This window comes from Aquirufa sp. ROCK2-A2 (genome assembly GCF_054558485.1).
The window spans coordinates 51,057-71,913 of sequence record NZ_JBPXKA010000009.1; the positions used below are offsets into that span (position 1 = coordinate 51,057).

Genomic DNA, 20,857 nt, shown 5'->3' on the forward strand with positions numbered 1-20,857 from the left:
TATTGAAAATTAAATAAATACTTGTTAAAAAATTTCCCAATTCTACAATGGAAAAATCACAAATCAAAGTAATTATTACGGGAGCAACAGGAATGGTCGGAGAGGGGGTATTACATGAATGTTTATTATCGCCATATATTGCTGAAATTTTGGTCATTGGCCGTAAACCTTGCGGTGTTCAGGATGCTAAATTGAAAGAAATAATATTGACGGATTTTTTACAGCCGGCTTCATTAACCAAACAAGTTAAGAATTACGATGCTTGTTTTTTCTGTCTGGGAGTTTCTTCTATTGGAATGAACGAATCCGATTATACAGAAAAAACCCATACACTTACCCTTGGTTTTGCGGAAGCTATTTTACCGGGTAATCCTGATTTAACTTTTGTATATGTTTCTGGTGTCGGTACTGATCGTACAGAAAGTGGACGCGTGATGTGGGCCAGGGTAAAAGGTAGAACAGAAAATGATTTAGCCTTGTTAGGATTTAGTCGATTTTACGCCTTTAGACCATCCTTGATTTTTCCTACTTCTGGTTTGAAACATGCTTTGCGATTTTATCAATATATCAATTGGATGTACCCTTTCTTGAAAAAAACCATTCCATCCATGGTTTCCACATTGGCGGAGGTTGGAAAGTCGATGATATTTTTGGGAATAGAAGAGTTCGAGAAAAATGTCGTTGATGTGAATGATATTAGGGACATTAGTCGTAAATATGATCAGTTAGTGAAGGAATAATTTTGAGTGACAGAACAGCAGATTTCCATCTTTTTTGGTTAATTTTGTAAGGTTTTTTTTAAATAAATATAAAGTGAAGAAGAAAGTAGTATTAATGATATTGGATGGTTGGGGAATTGCAACAAATCCAAAAGTTTCGGCGATTGATGCAGCCAAAACTCCCTTTATCAGTTCATTGTATCATAAATATCCTCATTCGAAATTAGAGGCATCTGGATTAGCGGTTGGCTTGCCAGAAGGTCAAATGGGGAACTCTGAAGTAGGACACATGAATTTAGGTGCTGGGCGAGTAGTATATCAAAATTTGGTTAGGATTAACAAAGCCGTTACAGAAAACACCTTAGGTCAAGAGCCTGAATTGGCAAAAGCTTTTGCTTATGCGAAAGAGAAAAATAAAGCAGTACATTTCATGGGACTTGTTTCCGATGGAGGTGTTCATGCTCACATTGAACATTTAAAATCTTTATTGAGTACAGCTCAAGAAGCTGGTTTGCCTAAAGTCTATGTTCATGCCTTTACGGACGGGCGCGATACCGATCCTAAATCAGGATTAAAATTCATGACAGATTTATATGAGCATACTTTAAAAACGGGTGCTAAAATTGCTTCTGTCATTGGTCGCTATTTTGCGATGGATCGTGATAATCGTTGGGAGCGAGTTGCCTTGGCTTATAAAGCGATGGTAGATGCTGAAGGTCAGGCTTCTACAGATGTCATTCAATCGATCAAAGATAGTTATGCCGCTGGGGTAACGGATGAATTCATTCAGCCGATTATCATGACTAATTCGGATGGTAGTCCCGTGGCAAAAATACAAGAAGGCGATGTTGTAATTTGTTTTAATTTTAGAACAGATAGAGGTCGTGAAATAACACAAGCCTTGACTCAAAAGGATTTTCATGAAGAAAACATGCACAAGTTGAATTTATATTATTTAACAATGACGGAATACGACAAAGAGTTCGTGGGGGTTAATGTTATTTTTAATGATTCAAATTTGCCTATGACGATGGGTGAGGTTTTGGAAGGAGCTGGAAAAAAACAAATACGTATAGCAGAAACCGAAAAATATCCACACGTAACTTTCTTCTTTTCTGGAGGTAGAGAACAACTTTTTATTGGTCAATCCAATATTTTAAGAAATTCTCCCAAAGTAGCCACATATGATTTACAGCCTGAAATGTCTGCTGCCGATTTGCGCGATGCATTAATTCCTGAATTGGAAAAGGAAGAAGTAGATTTCGTTTGTTTGAATTTTGCTAATCCAGATATGGTTGGTCACACTGGTGTATTCGAAGCTGTTGTAAAAGCAGTTGAGACGGTGGATTCTTGTGCAGAAAAAGTGGTAACAGCTGGATTAAAACACGGTTATTCATTCATTATCATTGCGGATCACGGAAATGCGGATGTAATGATTAATGAAGATGGATCTCCAAATACAGCCCATTCAACGAATTTAGTTCCTTGTATTTTTGTGGATAATGATTTTCATCCAACTTTGAACAATGGAAAATTGGGAGATGTATCTCCTACGATATTAAAACTAATGGGTGTAGATCAACCGAAAGAAATGACAGGTGTTCCGCTTTTTTAATTAAACCTATATGGCTAAAGTTGTAATTTTTGGGAATACCCAAACAGCCGAATTGGCTTTATTTTATCTTCAAACCGATAGCGACCACGAAGTGGTAGCATTTACGGTAGAAGAAGCCTATATCAAAGAAGCGTCATTTCATGGCTTACCCGTAGTAGCATTTGAGTCGGTAGAGGAGATATATCCTCCTACCGACTATAAATTTTTTGTTCCATTGACGGAACGCCAAATGAATCAAGTTCGCGCTCGAGTTTATGAAAAAGGCTTGGAGAAAGGATATGATTACATTTCTTACATTAGTTCAAGAGCAACAGTTTTGACAGACAAAATTGGAAAAAACTGCTTTATATTGGAGGATAATACGATTCAACCATATGTCACCATTGGAGATGATTGTGTATTGTGGTCTGGTAATCACATAGGTCATCATAGCAAAATTGGGAATCATGTGTTTTTTACTTCACATGTCGTGTTATCAGGCGGTTGCCAAGTGGGTGATTATTGTTTCTTTGGCGTAAACTCAACTATTCGTGATCAAACTGTTTTAGGAGAAGGAACCTTGATAGCCATGGGTGCTAATGTTACTCGTCAAAAAACGGATCCTTGGAGCATTTGGAAAGGCAGCCCTGCTGAGATGGCCAAGGTCTCTAGTAAGGATATCAAGATTTAATTGATGATGAGGGAATAGGTAAAAGGTATGAAGTAAAAGGTATTAGGTAAAAGGTAATAGGTAAAAGGTAATAGGTAAAAGGTATTAGGTAAAAGGGGGGCACCATATTACATCCTAAATCATTAATCTTTTCTCTCTTCTCTCTTCTCTTTTCTTTCTTCTCTTTTCTTTCTTCTCTCCTCAAAAGCCTACAATCATTTTTTCTTGAAGAAATAAAAATGAATTCCTCCTGGGGTATTGGCTGATTCAGAAATGGTATAATATCCTGAGCCATCAGAGGCAAAAGCTAGACCTTCTCCCTGCGGTTCTCCTAATCCATCCGTTGAAGAATATTTAGATTGTGAAGGGACTACTTTCGCTTGTCGAGCAAGAGCATCCGGAATGCTTTCTCCAGTCTTCATTTTCCAATAATAAATGTAGCCGTAATTGCGAATAATAATTTCTTGGTTATCAGATGTTATGTCGCCAGCAGTAATATAGAACAGCTCTTTAACCGACTGGGCACTCGAGAATGGATTTGAAAAACCTAGTTCACTAACAAATTCAGCCGTAACTTTTACGCCATCCTTGACATTGGCGGCACTAATTTTATATAATCTTTTTAAATTTTCTCTTTTTGAAATGATGTAGATATCTTTTGTGGTTTGATCAATCATCAAACATTCCATATCTCTTGGTCCCTCTGGCAAAGTGAATTCAATTTTTTTCACTTGTGAAATATCGTTTTTTTCAGGCCCAGAAAGGGAAACTGTTGGCTCTTTGAACCAATAAATGGCATACGAAGGATAAAGTAAATTATTGTCACCAAAATCTGCCACATAGATAGTAGCACTTCCATCTGACTCGGTAACAATTCCGATATCCTCCCAATCACGATTGACAGCATTCAATAAGTTAAATTCTTTTTTTCCTTTTCCGTTGGAATCAAAAAAGAATAATCGATTAGAATCGCCAGAATCATTATGCGCCCAAAAATACCCAGGGTTTTTTCTGCTGGCAATGAGACCCGATCCTTCATCTAATTGCTCATTTTCGATGATTCCTTTATCTAAATAGTCATTATAGCTTGATTCAGTATTGACAGGTGGTTGAGGAACGGGAGTAGGTTCCGGACTTGATGGGCAAGCCATCAATAATACACTCGTAAATATTAATAAAGAAAATCGAAGAATCATTTAAGGTCGTATTAGTTTTGAATCTCGGAGTTTCCTTCCAAGTTTTTTATCAGTGTAATTTTAATTTTTTTAATCCGGCGAGTATCCACTGACTGAATTTTAAACTTAAAGGGTTCAAAATCAATTTCTTCGCCTGAATGTGGAATTCGGGAAAATAATTCAATAAGTAATCCTCCCAAGGTTTCGCTTTCACCTTTTACTTTTTCAAAATGACTAGTCTCCAAATCGAATACCCTTGCAAAATCATTTAGTGAGGTTTTCGCTTCGAATAAATAGACATTTTCTTCCAATCGCTTATAATCCGATTCTTCATCATCAAATTCATCGTTGATTTCGCCAACGATTTCTTCTATGATGTCCTCCATCGTAACCAGACCTTCGGTTTCACCATATTCATTTACAACGATAGCCATGTGAACCCTTTTTTCTTGAAAATCATACAAAAGATCATCAATTTTCTTATTTTCAGGAACAAAAAATGGTTGATGAATCAATGAAATCCAATTGAAATTTTCATCTTGTTCGATGTGTTCTAAAAGGTCTTTGATGTATAAAATTCCTTCAATTTTATCGATAGTTTCTTTGAAAATAGGTACACGTGAATACCCATTTTTATTGATTTTGTCCATCAATTCATGAAAATCCATCGTTGTATCAAATGCCACAATGTCTCTCCTGGCTTTCATGACGCCTTTTACTGAGATATTTCCGAAATTCAAAATACCTCGTAAGATGTCTTTTTCTTGTTCACTGGTATTTTCGTCGGTGGTGATTTCTAAGGCTTGATTTAATTCTTGAGTAGTCAAGGTATATGATTTTCGCTCAATTTTTTTCTCAATTTGTCCGGAAATTCCAAGTAGAACCTTCGATAATGGGGAGAAAATAAAAGAGAAAAAGGATAGGAGTGGCGCAGAAAAAACGGCAAAATTGATGTTGTTTTGTTGGGCCCAAACTTTGGGAATTAATTCTCCAAAAAAAGTAATAATGAAAGTTACGCCGAACAATAAGACCAAAGTTATGACAAGAGATTCTACCGACTCGCCAATAATTTGTTCAGTGAGGTAATTGGCTAAGGTAATAAAGATGATATTGACAAAATTAATCGAAATTAATAGTGTAGCTAAAAGCTTTTGTGGTTTGTCTAATAAGAGGCTTACTTTTCTTTCACTTTCCGATTCGCTTTCTCTTAAATTCACGCGTTGGTCGGCATTTAAGGAAAAAAAGGCAACTTCAGAACCTGCTAATAAGGCAGATAAGGCTAATAATGATAATAAAACGAATCCTATTAAGACAATGGTACTTACGCTAATTGACGTAGTCAAGGCCAATAAAAAGGTACTCGGGTAGGGATCGGCGTCCATAGGGTTAAAGCACTAATTCTTGCAAATTTACAAAAAAGGGGAATAGAAACGTGTTAAATTCCCCTTGAATTCATAATTTAAAATGGAAGGTCATCGTTATCACTCTGTGCCATAACAGGTAATGCCTCCGTTTTCGCATTTTCATTACCAATATTTACGGGCTTTGCTTCAGGCCTAGGTTCCGTATTTTCGTTCGTGTTTCTACCTCCAATGAGATTCATGGAAGTGGCTCTAATTTTATAACCTCTTACCGTAGCGCCATTTTTATCTTGCCATTCTTCAGAACGTATTTTGCCTTCAATGTACACTTGATTTCCTTTTCTAAGGTATTGTTCTGCTACATTTGCTAGATTGTCCCAAAGTTCAACGCGATGCCATTCTGTTTGATCCACCCTTTGGCCATCTTTAGCGGTATATGATTCCGAAGTGGCAATATTGATGTTGGCAACTTTCATGCCACTTGGAAGGCTTCTAACCTCTGGGTCATTGCCTAAATTTCCTAGGATAATTACTTTGTTTACTCCTGCCATTGTTTGAATTGTTTAAGGTTATTAATGGGATTTTTTCAATTACTGGGCTAAATATAGTCAACAGAAAAATTTTGAAAAACATCCAATTCTAAATTATCAGTTATCAGATTTAATAATAAAACTGATTTTCCTTGCTTTTCGAAGTCAGAAGGCGTAATCCACTCAAAATTGGATGGAATATCCTGGTTGAATTTATCACTTAATTGGATATGCCAAGCTTGTGAATGAATCTTTTGATGACTTAAAACATGAACAGCAGGGTTTCTTAATTGTTGGAAATTTTTTACCGAATCAGGCAAAAAATCGTCCTCAGAAATTAATTCTTCTAAGGTAGTTTTTTTAGGTGATTCAATTAAATAAAATTCAAATAAACCTTGCCAAATATCTTTTTTAACTCTTTTATGAACCAATATTTTTCCGTCTTTTTCAAAGATGAAATAATTGAAAAATCGATCTCTCTGCTTCGTTTTTTTGGTTTTTATAGGGAAATCTTTCACTTTTTTTAACAAAAAAGCACCGCAAGTTCTTTGCAAGGGGCATGTTTCACAATTGGGTACCGGCGAACATTGAAGTGAACCAAATTCCATGATGGCCTGATTGAATGTTGCAGGTAGTTTTTGTGGAATTAAATCTTCTGCTAAATCGGTAAATATCTTTCGAGCGGAAGCGTGGGAAATATCTGTTTCTAATGCAAAATAACGCGAGAGTATTCGGTAAACATTGCCATCTACTACTGCTTTGGGTTCATTAAAAGCAAAGGATGCAATGGCCGCTGCGGTATAAGGACCAACTCCGGGTAATTTGATAAGTTGTTCATAGGAGTTCGGGAACTTTCCTTGTAGTTCATTAGATACGTATTTCGCTGTTTTATGCAAATTTCTGGCCCTAGAGTAATATCCCAAACCTTGCCAATTTCGAAATAATACATCTTCTTCGGCCTTGGCTAAGTCCTGAACTGTTGGAAATACTTCTAATAGTTGATGAAAATAAGGCAATCCTTGAGCGATTCTGGTTTGCTGCAAAATTATTTCGGATAACCAGATAACATAAGGGTCATTTGTCTTTCTCCATGGCAAATCCCTCGCGTGATCTTTGTACCAATGTATGATGGTGCTGGAGAAGGGATGCATAAATATTATGAATTATGATGATAAATGAAATGGTAAAGTTAAGAACTTTCTTGAAAACGCTTTTGCCTTGTCTCTTTTACCTATGAATGCAATTTATTGGCTAATTCTTTTTCTAAGGCATTTCTTTTTTTAGAAAAAAAGAAACAAAAAAACTTATTTTCTACCAGTTAATCCAAGACGAATCAGCAAGCTGACCGATTTTCACTTCGCTTTCGGCTATTTTCTTTGACTCTGACGCACATCGCCCAGGCCCATTGTCAAAGCTCCGCCTATCGCTTCGCTCAAATCTTTCGTCGGATTAACCGCAATTTCATTGATAAGATCTAAAAATATATAACGTTCGCTGATTTCGGTTAATGAGCTTGCCGAATTATCGAAGCCAAGAGCTGTAAAGGAAGAGATTAATAATTGGAAATTTCAACCCTTAATTCGCATTAATAGGTAAAAGGTAATAGGTAAAACTGTCACTAATCACTAATACCTATTAACTAAATAATAAATAATGGTTTAGACTATGAGCGCGGAGAATTTAACATCTTGAAAATTTTAATGGAAAATCAGATAATTGGTGAAAAATATAAGTTGTCTTTTAGTTTTTATCCATGCCATTTTTTATGGGGAATGGGGCCCCTTACCCCCTGCAATTTAAAGCTTTAAAAGTTCAAGTGTTTGATAAAATTAGGCTGTAACTCTTTTTTGTTTTTGGTTTCGAGGGCCTCAGCCAGCGAAAATAAAGCATCAAGCTGCCCAAAAATCTAATGAAAAAATAATACACATTAGGTGGACAAATTGAAAATCTCCGTGACCCTTGGTTTTAAAGCATACATTGAAAGATTAAGGTCACCAAGTTTTTTCTTTTTTCTATCTTCTCTCTTCTTTTACCTATTTAACTTTTACCTCGTTTCACATTTACCTAAAAAAAAGATATTTTCCCTGAACATTTTACATTCTTAAAGAAAAATACTACTTTTGTATCCCTTTTAAAAAGGGGAACAAGACTAAGATTTAAGTAGAAAAAATTTAAAGATTTAATAATCGTGACCAAGGCAGATGTAATTGCTGATATTTCCAGCAAAACAGGGATTGAAAAAAAAGATGTTTCCGAAACTTTGGAAAACTTTTTTGAGGTAGTAAAAGAGAATTTATCCAAACAAGAAAATATATACATTCGTGGATTTGGGAGTTTTATAAACAAAAAAAGAGCTAAAAAAATTGCTCGTAATATTTCTCAGAACACAGCGATTACCATAGATGAACATTATGTGCCGAGCTTTAAGCCAGCAAAAGTGTTCGTAGAACAAGTAAAAACGAGCACTGACCCTGCCAAATAATAGAGTTTCTATTATTTATAAGGTCCAAAAAGATGAAAAAATCCCTTGCGATACTTTTAATCATTGGCCTAGGATTAATTGCGCTTATATTTCAATTACCAAAAGGAAATGTGAGTAACAAACAAAATGCCGTAGCCGGCACTGCCAATCGAGACGCGAATGGCATGAAAGAAGAAGTGAAATCTTCTCCAAATGAGGAATCTCATTCTGCTCCTTTAACTGCAAAACAGCAAAAGGAAATAAGTAGTTTGAAATTAAAATTAGCCGCTGCCAATTCGGAAAATACACAACTAAAGGTTTTGGATCAATTGATTAAAAGCTTTGTGGATGCATCTCGAATTGATAGTGCTGCTTTTTTTGCGGAACAATTTTCAAATAAATACGGATCACTTCCGAATGTTTTGAAGACTGCCCAACTTTATTTTGAGGCTCAAACCTATGCAATCGACTCCAAAAAGGGTTCTCGTTTGGGTGAAAAAGCAAGGGAATATTTTGAAAAAGCTTTGTCGCTTGATCCGAATAACTTATTAGTTAAGACGAATATGGCGATGACTTACGTAGATACACCTACTCCGATGAAAGGTATTACGCTTTTAAGGGAGGTGATTGAACAAGAGCCGACATATGTGCCTGCCTTGTTTAATTTAGGTTTGTTATCTATTAAATCGAATCAATTTGGCAAAGGTCAAGAAAGATTCACACAGATATTGAAGCTGGAACCCAATAATTTTAAAGCTGCGTTAAATCTCGGCTTTTGTTTGGCACAGTTAGATAAACACGATGAAGCTGAAAAAGTACTTAATCGTGTCCTGAAACAAAGTAAGGACGCAGAAGAACAAAAAGCAGCTCAAGAATTGCTTGCAGAAATGCAAAAACATTGAGGTTGAAAATCAATCCTCGTAATTTATTTTAAACATTAAACGCTCAAAGGTATGCCTTGCGGAAAAAAAAGAAAACGTCATAAGATTTCAACTCACAAAAGAAAAAAACGTCTACGTAAGAATCGTCATAAGAAAAAATAGTTAGTCAAATTACCTATTCTTTTGGATATGTAATTGGTAACCCAAGAACAGGCATTTTATCAAATAAATGGCCTGTTTTTGGTGTTTAAATTCGTGCGTAATTTAGCTATTGGGGCAAAACGCCCATGAACATTCTTCTCGTAAACTTATTGTGAGTAATGAATTAATTATTAATTCTACCCCCAAGGGAGATAGAATTGCCCTTTTGCATGACAAAAGGATTGTAGAGTATCATATTGAGCAATCAGAACCTCAATTTTCCGTTGGCGACATATATTTGGGAACCGTTAAAAAACTGGTTTCTGGATTAAACGCTGCATTTATTGATATTGGATATGAAAAGGATGCATTTTTGCATTATCAAGATCTAGGACCTAATTTAAGTACCCTTCATAAATTCACTCGTGATGTAATGACCAAAAAAGGCAAAAACATTAAGATTGAAAATTATAAGATTGAAGAAGAAATCGATAAATTAGGTAAAATCGATAAAGTTTTAACGCGGAATCAAGCCGTACTTGTTCAGGTAGTCAAAGAACCTATTTCTACCAAAGGACCTCGTTTATCTTGCGATATTTCCATCGCAGGAAGATTTTTAGTATTAGTGCCTTTTGCCAATGGAGTCAATATTTCTAAAAAAATAACCTCCAAAGCAGAAAGGTCTCGCTTGCTAAAATTAATGTCTTCCATCAAACCTAAAAACTTTGGTGTCATCGTTCGTACCGTAGCGGAAGGAAAAGCCGTTGAGGAAATGGAACGTGATTTGTATGATTCCATCGCCAAATGGGAGGAAGGAATTAAGAAATTAGTGGATGCAAAATCGACAGACCGCATCATTGGTGAAATGAGTCGCGCAACTTCCATGCTTCGCGATTTACTGAATAATGATTTTGATAATGTTATCGTCGATAGCCCGGATTTGTACAATGAAGCTAAAAATTATGTACATACCGTTGCTCCTGAGAAAGAAAAAATTGTTAAGCTTCATACTGGTAAAACCAAATTATTTGAACAAGTAGGTATCGAAAAACAATTAAAAATGCTTTTCGGTCGTTCTGTATCTTTACCAGGTGGAGGATATTTAATTGTTGAACATACGGAGGCACTTCATGTGATTGATGTAAACTCCGGAAATAAGTCTAATTCAGAGGAAGATCAAGAAGCAACTGCTTTAAGTGTTAACCGAGAAGCGGCTAAAGAAATTGCTCGACAATTAAGATTACGTGATATGGGTGGTATCATTGTGATTGATTTTATTGACATGAAAAAACCTGATAATCGGAAATTGATTCAGGATATCATGCGAGATGAAATGAAAACAGATCGCTCAAAATTCACGATTTTGCCTTTGACCAAATTCGGTTTAATGCAAATTACTCGCCAACGCGTGCGACCAGAAATGAATGTGGCAACACATGAAGTTTGTCCAAGTTGCGGTGGAACTGGAACAATTACAGCAAGTATTGCTGTATCTGAAATTATTGCTCAACATGTGGATCACCTGGTGAGTAAACAAAATGAGAGAAAATTAACTGTTTTAGTTCATCCATTTTTAAGTGCCTATTTTACCAAGGGATTTCCTTCGATTCGAATGAAATGGTTTATGACTTACAAAACTTGGATTCATATTATGGAAGATTCATCTCTAGGCATTACGGATTTCAAATTCCTGAATAAAAATGGAGAAGAAATTGAATTATCATCTTAAATATTGGCTTCTAATCATCTGTTTTCTTCCATTATCCTTTCATTCTGAAGGGCAATGGTGGAAGAGGACAGAGGAAGCTGAAAAAGAACGTTCTAAAGGGATGCTTCTTCTAACCGCCGAAGTTCAAATCGAGGCGACTAACGCCATCAATTTGATGTACAATTTTAAATTTCCTGAAGCTGAAAGGGAATTCAATTATTTAAAAATCAAATATCCAACACATCCTTTACCCGATTTTCTCTTAGGATTGATTCAATGGTGGAAAATAGTTCCGAATCCGGCCAATGAAGTCTATGATGACCGTTTGGTAGAATATATGGATGCAAGCATTGAAAAAGCAGAAACCATTTGGGACGATACCGAAAATCCTGAAGCAGCTTTTTTCTTAGCCGCTGCTTATGGATTTAAAGGCCGATTACATGCAGAACGTAAGCATTGGACAAGGGCTACTTTGGCCGCTAAAAATGCGTTGAAATACCTCGAAAATTCTAGAAATTTTGCCGAATTTAGTCCTGAATTGATGTTTGGGGATGGACTATACAATTATTATTATCACTTCATCAAACAAAATTTCCCTTTACTTCGGCCCGTTTTATGGCTCTTCCCGAAAGCCAATAAAAACCAAGGAATCAAGCAGTTGGAACAAGTAAGTTACCAAGCGTTCTATACCAGAACAGAAGCGAGGTATTTCCTTTTGCAAATTTATGCCATGGAAGGTATGTCCGAAAAATCCTATGAATTGGCGAAATATACGCATGAGAATTTTCCGGATAATCCATTTTTTGAAAGATACCACGCCCGCTCAGCTTACATGGTAGGGAAATTGGATGAAGCCATTCCAATTTGTAAAAGTATTCTTGCCAAAATTGATCAACACCAACCTGGTTACGAGGCTGTTTCTGGTCGATATGCCAGTTATATTTTAGGCTATTACCAATTGTACATCTTTAAAAATCTAGAAGAAGGAAAAAAATACTTTAATCAATGTGTCGAATTTAGTGAGCAATCGGGCACTAAAGATTCAGGATATTATTGGGCTTCTTTATTAGGCTTAGCTCGCGTTGCTTTTCAGCAAAACGATTTCGATAAATCCGTTGATCTTTGTAAGGAAGTTATCGACAAGGCAGAAAAAAAATCAAGCCAGCATACGGAAGCAAAAAAATTACTTTCGGAAGCCAAAAAAGCGAGAAGAAAGAAAAAATAAGCATTATGAAAGCAGAGATTATCAAAAAATATTTTCCATCAATCACACAGCAGCAATTGGATCAATTTGAAATGCTATTGCCTTTGTATCAAGAATGGAATGAAAAAATCAACGTAATCTCTAGAAAAGACATCGATAATTTGATGCTTCACCATGTCTTGCATTCATTGGCCATTGCTAAATTAATTACTTTTAAAGATGGAACCGAAATTTTGGACGTAGGTACAGGGGGCGGTTTTCCAGGAATTCCTTTAGCTATTTTATTTCCAAACTGCCAATTTACCCTTATTGATAGCATTGGAAAGAAAATCAAGGTGGTTCAAGGTGTATCAGATTCTTTGGGATTGACCAATGTAAAAGCCATTCATGGCAGAGCAGAAGATATCGATCAAGATTTTGAATTTATTGTCAGCAGGGCAGTCACTCAATTAACCCCATTTTATTATTGGGTCAATAAAAAAGTAAGTCCCAATCATTTCCATACCATGCGCAATGGAATGTTGTGTTTGAAGGGAGGAGACCTTAGCGAGGAGCTCGCAGAGTTTGGCAAGAAGCATAAATTACACGAATTATATGAGTTTTTTGAAGAGGAATTTTTTGAAACGAAGAAACTCGTTTATGTCCCAATGTAATTTTCTTTTAGTAATTTTAACAAATAACATTCGATTTGAATCCTTTAATTTCCGTAGCGCTTTGCACCTATAATGGTGAAAAATTTCTGGAAAAACAGTTGTTAAGCATTCTTCATCAAACAAAAATGATTGATGAATTGATTGTTTTTGACGATTTGTCAAGCGATTCAACAATTGAAATTTTAAACAACTTTCAAACAAAAGTTCCTTTTAATGTTTCGATTCATCAAAATACAATCAATTTAGGAAGTTGCAAAAATTTTGAGAATTGCATGAAAGCATGCACGGGAGATGTTATTTTTTTATGTGACCAAGATGATGTTTGGGAACCCCAAAAAGTAGAAAAACAGCTCGAGTTTTTGATGGAACATCCTGAAAAAGATGCTGTTTTTTCCAATGCGACAATGATCAATCAATCGGGTCAACCCACAGGAATGACCTCATTTGAGCAAATTCAATTTGTAGATCAATTTCAAGAATTGTGGAATAATGGTGGGGCTTTTGATATTCTTCTTCGTGGATATGTGGTGACAGGTGCTACTTTAGCTATTCGCTCTAGAATCCTTCCGGAAATATTCCCTGTTCCACGTATAATTGATGAATTAATTCATGATGGCTGGATTTCACTTTGGCTATCTATCCAAAATCGAATAGGATTTTTGAATGATACCTTAATTCAATACCGAGAACATGCTTCTCAACAAGTTGGATTGAAAGGCAAAAGTAAATTTGTTACCCTATGGGATCGATTTACCAGAAATAGAGAGGAAAAAATCACTAAAATCAGAAAGAAGTTTATCGATAGTCAATCCTTATTGAATTACTTATCCAACCGGCCTGAAGTACCCCTATTTATTATTCAAAAATTGCAAAAAAGAACCTCGCATTATCAAATGCGATCGGGTTTACCAAATAATCGATTGAAAAGAATTTTTCCTGTTTTATCGGCAGGAATGCAAGGAAATTATAAATTGCAAGACGGCGGTAAATGGTGGCACCCGATTTTGGGAGATATTTTGGAATAAAATGAAAAAGCAAGTTGCAATAGTCATTCCTGTTTATAAGTCGGAATTAAATTCCAATGAAGAACAATCGCTTGCTCAATGCCAAAAAATTTTAGGACATTACCCCATTATTTTTGTTGGGCCAGATGAATTACAAACAAATTACATCGATAACATCCCCAATGCTTCATTTTTCGGATTCCCTTCTCATTTTTTCCAAAGTACTAAAACCTACAATCATCTTTTAATTAGTGTTGAATTTTACGAGCGTTTTAGTGATTTTGACTATATTTTGATTTATCAATTGGACGCTTACGTCTTCAGAGATGAATTGAAAGAATGGTGTGCCAAAGGATTTGATTACATTGGAAGTCCCAAATTGCGCCGCAAACATTGGGAAAATAATGAGACCATTAATTGGCCCATTGTAGACCCTGTATTACTGAACGGTGGCTTTTCATTGAGAAAAATCCAACCCATCATCCGATTTTTAAAATGGTACCATTTATTGTACAATCAATGGCCTGCCAACGAAGATTCTTTATTTTCGATATACCATCGCCGATCTTTTCCCTTGCGATTTATGCTTAAATTGCCCTCTTGGAAACAAGCCTTGGCTTTCGGCTTTGAAAAAAATCCACGACTAGCTTTTGAAATGAATCAAGAAAAATTACCCTTTGGATGCCACGCTTGGGAAAAATATAGTCCAAGTTTTTGGAAAAAAATGATGGATAAGCCAAAAGATTCAAAAATCTAATACACTCTTCCAATATCAAGTATTGATGAATTATGAAGTAAGGATTTTGAATTAAGAGCTATTTTATACATCATTTATATACCTTTCCTCCGACTTTGTTTCTTCGACAGGCTTTTTCGCTGGAAGGGCGGAATGATATGAAATTTAAATTAGAAGTTTTAACCCTTGATTCGCATAATTACCTCTTACCCATTACCTATTACCTTTTACCTCTTACCTAAATAAGCATCTTTATAAAATTTCACTTTACCATCCGCATCAAAATCAACCAAACTATACCAAATGACAATAGGGGTTATTTTACTTGTTTTGATGTTTTTGGGTTTTGTTTTTAGTTGTAATTTTTCTTGACTTATTTCATCGGATATATTCGGTAGGTCGGACAAGATATAACGGGCTAATTCAAATGGTTTCTCTACACGTACACAGCCATGGCTTCGAAAAAAATGTTTTGTCTGAAATACATATCGATCGGAGGTATCATGTAAATAAATCAGAAAAGGACTATAAAATTCGAATTTTAAAAATCCCAATGTCGATTTTTCAGAAGGATTTTCCCTTAATCGGTATGGAAAATTACGAGTATTTAAATGATTCCAATTAACTTTTTGGGGATCAACCGATTGATAATTTTGGTCTAGAACTTGAAAATGGTTTTTTTCTAAATAATGAATGTCCTTTTGAATCTTTGGAAGGTATTCCTCAACCGATATTTTTTTGGGTAAATGCCAATAGGGATTGCAGATAATTTGGTCAATCTTGCTCACAAGGGTTCTTGTGGGTCTTTTAGCACGACCTACAATCACTTTCATTCGGAGCTCCTCTTTTCCAAATGTATAGGTTCTTAATTGAGTTGATGGAATGTTAACCAATATAAATTTCGAATATTTTTTTTTCAAGGCCGATAGCCAACGATATTCATTGAGAGCCTTTTTTAACAAAGCAATTTTTTTTGTTTGATGTGGAGTAGAATCCATCAATTTATTTAAAGATTGATGCAGTATATCAACTTCTTTGGTTGATGTAAGGAGGTTTTGGGCTAATTCTCCTAATGAATTTTGGGTAATATGGAAAGTGATTTGACGGTCAATTTGATAATTAAATAATTGATTTGGTATACCATTGAAATCAAAATGGGGCACTCGATTGCCGTAGGCTAGGTGTTTAAAAAATCGAGATGCTACTTGTTGGATTTGTTTTTCAACCTGTATGGAATCCGATTGTGTATTGATTTTGTGTGCTAATTGTAGCAGACGATGAGGATAATCTGAATTATTCAAACCCATTCGAGTTGAATGTTGAATCAAACTATCTAATGATTGGATGGAACTTGGATGCGAAAGCCATTGAAAGTTTAATGGCTTTTGTGAAAATAATTGAAAAGAGATGAATATGAAGAGTATAATTTTTTTCATCTTCCGTATATTACACACAAGGCCAATTGGCCTGCATGATAGGAGGTATGAGATACAATGCGACCAAATGCTTCAGCTTTTGTTTTTGAGCCAAATTCCTTGGTGGTAACGATTGTCTCCCAATCTTCATCGCTTTGGGCTGATACGATTTTATGAAGTGCCGAAAAGGATTCATCAACATACTGGAGTAGCTCTGGTAAATCTGTCCATTCTCCAGAATCTTTTTGTGCAATGACTGTTTTGGCAATGACTTTTACATCAGTTGATCCAAAAACATTTTTGGCAAATAATAGTTCTACCTCTCCGATATGTCGAATCAAAAATCCAATGGTATTGGGAGAGTCACCTAATTTTTTTCCAACATCCTCCGGCTTAATCAGGGGTAATAATTTAGTCAAACGAGTCCTCGCTTCAATCCACAATTCCAGCATCAAAGCAGTTTTTGTTTTCATTTTTCTTTACCTCCTACCTTTTACCTATTACCTTATTACCTCTTACCTTTTACCTATTACCTTTTACCTCTTACCTTTTACCTTATTACCTCTTACCTTTTACCTCTTACCTTTTACCTATTACCTATTACTTTCTTAAGATTGCACTCTCAAACTCGTCCCAGTCAAAGTAGTTTTGTAGGCAGTTAATCCCCTTGACCCATTTTCATTCGTTCCTTTACCTGTTGTGTCAAAAGTAGCACCATGTTCTGGGCAGTAAAATCCACTGTTTGAATAAATGACGGATGCTTTATTTTCATGAGAACAAATTTGGGTTACTGCTACATATTTGGAAGCAGAGATTCTAGCTACCACCACTCGGTTGCTGATTACATATCCGCCATCTTTTGAAAGAGCTGAATTAGATGCCTGACTTAAGTCTAGCGTAAAATCAACAGAAGATGCTGGAGTAATACTTTCTTCATCTTTGGAGCAAGAACTTAAGGTGCTAACACCGCAATAAACCGCCATTAAGGAGGCTCCTTTTAAACCAAGTGATTTTAAAAATTCATTTCTTTTGATCTTGTTTTCCATTTTATTAGGCTTTTTTAAGGGTTTAATTGTTGCAAAACGCCTCAATGTATAAAAAATTATGGAATAAAATTATTTTAATTGACTTGTGTCGACACGCGAAGGGGTATCTTTCCCTGAAATGATGGATTCCGCGCTTTTGGCAATTGCTTTTATAATTTCATTCATATTGTCCAAGTCGAGTGTTTCAATTTGATCACTTGCTTGATGATAATTGGGTTCATCATCCATTTTTGACGTGGAAATCGTATGAGCAGGTACACCTAAGCGTGCTAAAGTCGCATTGTCCGATCGATAAAATAAATTTTGTTCCGTGTAAGGATCTGGGTAAAAGCTGAATGCACTTCCCTTCAAATTTTTCTGTAAAATTTCCCCCATACTCGACTTCTCAAAACCAGTAATGTAGGCACTATTTTTACCCCATTTACTTTCGGTGCCAATCATTTCTAAATTGAACATGGCTTTCACTTCTTCCGGATTCAATTGTTCGGAAAAATATTTAGAGCCAAATCCTCCGCTTTCCTCTGCCGTAAAGGCCACAAAAATCAAGGATCTTTCATTGTTTTTTTTCTTCTTAAAATAATGGGCCAACATCATCATGGCAGTGGTGCCGGCGGCATCATCGTTGGCGCCGTTATAAATCGAATCGCCTTTGATGGGTTTTCCGATTCCCAAATGATCATAATGTCCAGAAAAAATGACGTATTCATTTGCTAAGGATTTGCCAGGAATCATGGCAACTACATTCGATAAATTCAATGCTTGAATGGAATGTTTTGCTTGGATATTGTAGCTACTTGGAATTTTATTGGTCAATATGAAAATGACATTTACTTGCTTTTCACTTAAGGGATTTCTATTGACCAATCGGCCAAAATTATTAGCAAAACTTTCATCTACTAAAACGATTTGAGGTGTTTTGGATGATAGAAATTGATAAACAGAACGAAAGAGATTTTCTCCTTTTTTGATTTCTGCAAGTTGATAACCTGATTTTTCATCAATTTGTAGATTTTCTTCTTTGGTAAAAATGGCTACTTTTTTAGCATCCAATTCCTGATGATCCAATGTGATTTGAGAGGATAGTAATTTAGGCTGGTAAAGGTTAAAGGTTTGTAAATACGACTTATTTGGCGCTAAAAAAGTCAATTTATTTTTAGCAAATTCGTCGGATATAAACTGAGCTGCTTTTTCAATTCCTGGTGTAAATGGTTTTCTTCCTGCTAATTCATCTGAAGACAGATACCGCTCAATGCGTTCTGTTTCAGATTTTTGAATGATTTTATCAATTGATTGGCTCCACACCAATGGTGGGATAGATAAAAATAGGATAAACGTTAATAAGGTTTTCAATAGATAGTTTTTTAACATGTTAATGATTCATTAGGATTTAAATATTCGATTCATGAGCATCCATTTTTCCCCATCTTTGGCCCAAGGAAGAGGTAATTGAAATTTCCACATGAGTTTTTCCCACTCTGCAATTTTAGGATTGGTTGCATCAAATGCTGCTTTTTTCTCAAAAGTAAAATCATCTACCGTTTCTAAAATCATGAACATTCGATTGCCAGTTCGGAAAATTTCGATGTTTAATACTCCCGCATCAATGTCATGTTGGGTTACTTCTGGCCATGCACTTCCTTCTGCATGGTACTGCTCATATTCTTTGATCAATTCGGGATCATCAATCAAATCAAGGGCTAAACAAAATCGTTGCATATTAATTAGTAAAATAGTGTTGAAAAGAAGTAATGGTTTGTTCTGCAGCTGCTTCTGAATTTGGCCAAGGAAAGGCTTCCGCTGAAACAAAACCTTGATAATTGATTTCTTGTAAGGTTTTGGCCACATTCGTTAATGCAGAATGCCCATTTCCTACAGGTCGCCGATTACTATCCGCAAAATGTACATGTATAATGGAATCTTTATTTTCTAAAATACTTGCCGCTAAATCGGTTTCTTCAATGTTCATGTGAAACAAATCCGCTAATAAACCAACGTTCTGAATACGATGTTTTGTCAAAAATAAAGAAGCGTCACCCAAGGTATTCATTAAATTGGTTTCATACCGATTCAATGGTTCATAAATCAATTTTACACCCAATGAACCAGCGTGTTTTCCTAAAACGCTTAAACCTTCGGCTAAATATTCAAGGGCTTGTTCGCGGTTTTCACCAGCTAACACTTGTCCTTGCATCGAACCGATAATAGCTGGCGCGTTCAATTTTGCCCCAAAATTCATCATTTGCATGATAAATTCGATTGCTTTTTTTCGGATATTTTCATCAGGATTTGCTAATGTCAATCCATGAATAACCTTCCCTGCACCAGTCCCCACCGCTGCTAATTGCAAATCGTATTTGTCTATTAAATCTGTTAGCTGAGCGAGTTCTATGGCATCCGGTGATGCGGTAAATAATTCAACGCCATCAAATCCTAAAGCAGAGGCATGGGCCATGCTTTTTTCCAAATCATTCCAATAAATCCATGGACCTGAAGTGATTTCCGGAACCAAGGCAATGGTCGCGCAAGATTTTATCATAAGCTAGTTTCTAAATCAACCATAATTTTGGTTATTCCTTGTGGGTTTTTTGCCCAATCTGCCAAAGCTTCTCCCGCTTTTTCCAAAGAAACAACTTTGGAAACTACTTGGTCTACTGGGAATTTCCCGGTTTCCAAATAGCTAATTACTTCTGGAAATTCGTCCGTACAATTTCTGGACCCTAAAATTTCAATTTCTTTTCGAACAAATACACCTGTATTGAATTCTACGGGAGATTTGGCATAACCAATGCAAACGACTCTACCTGTATATGCCACTTCCTCAACGGCTGCACGATAGGTTATGGCATTTCCCACAGCTTCAATAATCACATCTGGACCATCACCGTCGGTAATGTTAGAAAGAGCTTCATGTAAATTTTCTTTGGAAGTATTGATGGTATGTGCCACACCAATTGCTTTTGCAATTTCCATTTTCGACTCATCAATATCAATGGCAATCACTTTTGCCCCTCTGTTTACTGCAGAAGCAATCGCCCCAAAACCTACTATTCCGCAACCAATGACCGCCACGGTATCATTTTGACTAACTCGGCCTCTGGTAACTGCATGGAATCCAACAGTTAAGGGTTCTACCAATGCCAATTCTTTTAAAGAAAGTTGGGTAGAAAGGTGCAAATCTTGGTAATGAATGGCAATGTAGCGGGTCATGGCTCCAGGGCGTCGGACTCCCATGGTTTTGTTGTCCTGGCATGCATTTCGGCGTCCTTTCCGACAAGAAATACATTTTCCGCAATTTTGATAAGGATATATAGTGACTTTTTGACCTATATGAAATTCATTTGGAACCGATGAACCCAAGGATTCAATTGTTCCACCTACTTCATGGCCCAAAATATTGGGATATTCTTGAAGTTCAAAAAGACCTTTGAAGCCATTTAAGTCGCCACCGCAAAACCCAACCATGCCAATTTTAACCAAAACCTCTTCCGGGCCAGGAATGGGTTTTTCTACTTCTCGAATTTCCGTTTCTCCAATTTTTGTCAGAAATAGTGCTTTCATA

At 36.0% G+C, this 20,857-nt stretch carries 21 protein-coding genes; 10 read left to right on the forward strand and 11 right to left on the reverse strand.

Going from position 1 to position 20,857, the window contains the following annotated elements:
• The first annotated feature begins 47 nt into the window (after positions 1-47).
• The 3 genes from V7S76_RS11165 to V7S76_RS11175 all read left to right on the forward strand — a co-directional run bounded on the left by V7S76_RS11165 (position 48) and on the right by V7S76_RS11175 (position 3,004).
• Positions 48-740 (forward strand): NAD-dependent epimerase/dehydratase family protein, encoded by a 693-nt coding sequence (locus tag V7S76_RS11165; RefSeq protein ID WP_459510185.1) that lies wholly within the window; start codon positions 48-50, stop codon positions 738-740.
• 73 nt (positions 741-813) lie between these two features.
• Positions 814-2,334: a 2,3-bisphosphoglycerate-independent phosphoglycerate mutase gene (gene gpmI, locus V7S76_RS11170; RefSeq protein ID WP_459510186.1), complete on the forward strand. Its 1,521-nt coding sequence runs from the start codon at positions 814-816 to the stop codon at positions 2,332-2,334.
• A 10-nt stretch (positions 2,335-2,344) separates the two neighbouring features.
• On the forward strand, positions 2,345-3,004 hold the full coding sequence (locus tag V7S76_RS11175; RefSeq protein WP_459510187.1) for an acetyltransferase: 660 nt from the start codon (positions 2,345-2,347) through the stop codon (positions 3,002-3,004).
• 194 nt (positions 3,005-3,198) lie between these two features.
• Here V7S76_RS11175 and V7S76_RS11180 read toward each other — a convergent pair whose 3' ends face one another.
• From V7S76_RS11180 to mutY, 4 genes are all read right to left on the reverse strand, one after another.
• Complete coding sequence (locus V7S76_RS11180; protein WP_459510188.1) at positions 3,199-4,179, reverse strand: hypothetical protein; 981 nt, start codon at positions 4,177-4,179, stop codon at positions 3,199-3,201.
• Between the two features lie 11 nt (positions 4,180-4,190).
• Positions 4,191-5,540 carry a gliding motility-associated protein GldE gene (gene gldE, locus V7S76_RS11185; protein ID WP_459510189.1) on the reverse strand — a complete coding sequence of 450 codons (1,350 nt, stop codon included), beginning with the start codon at positions 5,538-5,540 and terminating at the stop codon, positions 4,191-4,193.
• Positions 5,541-5,617: 77 nt separating this feature from the next.
• Positions 5,618-6,070, reverse strand: a complete 453-nt coding sequence (locus tag V7S76_RS11190; RefSeq protein WP_459510190.1) for a single-stranded DNA-binding protein — start codon at positions 6,068-6,070, stop codon at positions 5,618-5,620.
• A gap of 47 nt (positions 6,071-6,117) precedes the next feature.
• A complete protein-coding gene (gene mutY / locus V7S76_RS11195; protein WP_459510191.1) occupies positions 6,118-7,200 on the reverse strand; it encodes an A/G-specific adenine glycosylase in 1,083 nt (360 codons plus the stop codon).
• Positions 7,201-8,237: 1,037 nt separating this feature from the next.
• On the opposite strand from mutY, the gene V7S76_RS11200 reads away from it, so the two are divergent.
• From V7S76_RS11200 to V7S76_RS11230, 7 genes are all read left to right on the forward strand, one after another.
• The gene (locus tag V7S76_RS11200) at positions 8,238-8,531 is read left to right on the forward strand and encodes an HU family DNA-binding protein (protein WP_459510192.1); all 294 of its coding nucleotides are present in this window, start codon (positions 8,238-8,240) and stop codon (positions 8,529-8,531) included.
• 32 nt (positions 8,532-8,563) lie between these two features.
• A complete protein-coding gene (locus V7S76_RS11205) occupies positions 8,564-9,412 on the forward strand; it encodes a tetratricopeptide repeat protein (protein ID WP_459510193.1) in 849 nt (282 codons plus the stop codon).
• 292 nt (positions 9,413-9,704) lie between these two features.
• Positions 9,705-11,261, forward strand: a complete 1,557-nt coding sequence (locus tag V7S76_RS11210; RefSeq protein ID WP_459510194.1) for an Rne/Rng family ribonuclease — start codon at positions 9,705-9,707, stop codon at positions 11,259-11,261.
• Positions 11,233-12,465, forward strand: coding sequence for a tetratricopeptide repeat protein (locus V7S76_RS11215; RefSeq protein ID WP_459510195.1), 1,233 nt, complete (start codon positions 11,233-11,235; stop codon positions 12,463-12,465). Before V7S76_RS11210 ends, V7S76_RS11215 begins: the two co-directional genes overlap by 29 nt.
• A gap of 5 nt (positions 12,466-12,470) precedes the next feature.
• A complete protein-coding gene (gene rsmG, locus V7S76_RS11220) occupies positions 12,471-13,097 on the forward strand; it encodes a 16S rRNA (guanine(527)-N(7))-methyltransferase RsmG (RefSeq protein ID WP_459510196.1) in 627 nt (208 codons plus the stop codon).
• A 35-nt stretch (positions 13,098-13,132) separates the two neighbouring features.
• A complete protein-coding gene (locus V7S76_RS11225; protein WP_459510197.1) occupies positions 13,133-14,122 on the forward strand; it encodes a glycosyltransferase in 990 nt (329 codons plus the stop codon).
• Position 14,123: 1 nt separating this feature from the next.
• A complete protein-coding gene (locus V7S76_RS11230) occupies positions 14,124-14,858 on the forward strand; it encodes a DUF5672 family protein (RefSeq protein ID WP_459510198.1) in 735 nt (244 codons plus the stop codon).
• A gap of 206 nt (positions 14,859-15,064) precedes the next feature.
• Here V7S76_RS11230 and V7S76_RS11235 read toward each other — a convergent pair whose 3' ends face one another.
• The 7 genes from V7S76_RS11235 to V7S76_RS11265 form a co-directional block, all read right to left on the reverse strand.
• A complete protein-coding gene (locus V7S76_RS11235; protein WP_459510200.1) occupies positions 15,065-16,273 on the reverse strand; it encodes a L,D-transpeptidase family protein in 1,209 nt (402 codons plus the stop codon).
• Entirely contained in the window at positions 16,270-16,725 is a 456-nt protein-coding gene (locus V7S76_RS11240; RefSeq protein ID WP_459510201.1) for a DinB family protein, read from the reverse strand. The genes V7S76_RS11235 and V7S76_RS11240 overlap by 4 nt, the downstream gene beginning before the upstream one ends.
• 135 nt (positions 16,726-16,860) lie before the next feature.
• Positions 16,861-17,298, reverse strand: a complete 438-nt coding sequence (locus V7S76_RS11245) for a Rieske 2Fe-2S domain-containing protein (protein ID WP_459510202.1) — start codon at positions 17,296-17,298, stop codon at positions 16,861-16,863.
• A gap of 69 nt (positions 17,299-17,367) precedes the next feature.
• Positions 17,368-18,666 carry a M20/M25/M40 family metallo-hydrolase gene (locus V7S76_RS11250; RefSeq protein ID WP_459510203.1) on the reverse strand — a complete coding sequence of 433 codons (1,299 nt, stop codon included), beginning with the start codon at positions 18,664-18,666 and terminating at the stop codon, positions 17,368-17,370.
• 12 nt (positions 18,667-18,678) lie between these two features.
• Complete coding sequence (locus V7S76_RS11255) at positions 18,679-19,014, reverse strand: L-rhamnose mutarotase (RefSeq protein WP_459510204.1); 336 nt, start codon at positions 19,012-19,014, stop codon at positions 18,679-18,681.
• A 1-nt stretch (position 19,015) separates the two neighbouring features.
• Positions 19,016-19,834: a TIM barrel protein gene (locus tag V7S76_RS11260; RefSeq protein WP_459510205.1), complete on the reverse strand. Its 819-nt coding sequence runs from the start codon at positions 19,832-19,834 to the stop codon at positions 19,016-19,018.
• Complete coding sequence (locus V7S76_RS11265; protein WP_459510206.1) at positions 19,831-20,856, reverse strand: zinc-binding alcohol dehydrogenase family protein; 1,026 nt, start codon at positions 20,854-20,856, stop codon at positions 19,831-19,833. Before V7S76_RS11265 ends, V7S76_RS11260 begins: the two co-directional genes overlap by 4 nt.
• Position 20,857 lies beyond the last annotated feature (1 nt).

Excerpts from the sequence above, each read along its gene's own strand:
- V7S76_RS11245 (WP_459510202.1), bottom strand. The coding sequence starts at position 17,298 with ATGGAAAACAAGATCAAAAGAAATGAATTTTTAAAATCACTTGGTTTA.
- V7S76_RS11255 (WP_459510204.1), bottom strand. The coding sequence starts at position 19,014 with ATGCAACGATTTTGTTTAGCCCTTGATTTGATTGATGATCCCGAATTG.
- V7S76_RS11165 (WP_459510185.1), top strand. The coding sequence starts at position 48 with ATGGAAAAATCACAAATCAAAGTAATTATTACGGGAGCAACAGGAATG.
- V7S76_RS11190 (WP_459510190.1), bottom strand. The coding sequence starts at position 6,070 with ATGGCAGGAGTAAACAAAGTAATTATCCTAGGAAATTTAGGCAATGAC.
- V7S76_RS11180 (WP_459510188.1), bottom strand. The coding sequence starts at position 4,179 with ATGATTCTTCGATTTTCTTTATTAATATTTACGAGTGTATTATTGATG.
- V7S76_RS11205 (WP_459510193.1), top strand. The coding sequence starts at position 8,564 with ATGAAAAAATCCCTTGCGATACTTTTAATCATTGGCCTAGGATTAATT.
- V7S76_RS11250 (WP_459510203.1), bottom strand. The coding sequence starts at position 18,666 with ATGTTAAAAAACTATCTATTGAAAACCTTATTAACGTTTATCCTATTT.
- mutY (WP_459510191.1), bottom strand. The coding sequence starts at position 7,200 with ATGCATCCCTTCTCCAGCACCATCATACATTGGTACAAAGATCACGCG.
- V7S76_RS11230 (WP_459510198.1), top strand. The coding sequence starts at position 14,124 with ATGAAAAAGCAAGTTGCAATAGTCATTCCTGTTTATAAGTCGGAATTA.
- V7S76_RS11265 (WP_459510206.1), bottom strand. The coding sequence starts at position 20,856 with ATGAAAGCACTATTTCTGACAAAAATTGGAGAAACGGAAATTCGAGAA.
- rsmG (WP_459510196.1), top strand. The coding sequence starts at position 12,471 with ATGAAAGCAGAGATTATCAAAAAATATTTTCCATCAATCACACAGCAG.
- V7S76_RS11260 (WP_459510205.1), bottom strand. The coding sequence starts at position 19,834 with ATGATAAAATCTTGCGCGACCATTGCCTTGGTTCCGGAAATCACTTCA.
- V7S76_RS11215 (WP_459510195.1), top strand. The coding sequence starts at position 11,233 with ATGGAGAAGAAATTGAATTATCATCTTAAATATTGGCTTCTAATCATC.
- V7S76_RS11235 (WP_459510200.1), bottom strand. The coding sequence starts at position 16,273 with ATGAAAAAAATTATACTCTTCATATTCATCTCTTTTCAATTATTTTCA.
- V7S76_RS11175 (WP_459510187.1), top strand. The coding sequence starts at position 2,345 with ATGGCTAAAGTTGTAATTTTTGGGAATACCCAAACAGCCGAATTGGCT.
- V7S76_RS11240 (WP_459510201.1), bottom strand. The coding sequence starts at position 16,725 with ATGAAAACAAAAACTGCTTTGATGCTGGAATTGTGGATTGAAGCGAGG.
- gldE (WP_459510189.1), bottom strand. The coding sequence starts at position 5,540 with ATGGACGCCGATCCCTACCCGAGTACCTTTTTATTGGCCTTGACTACG.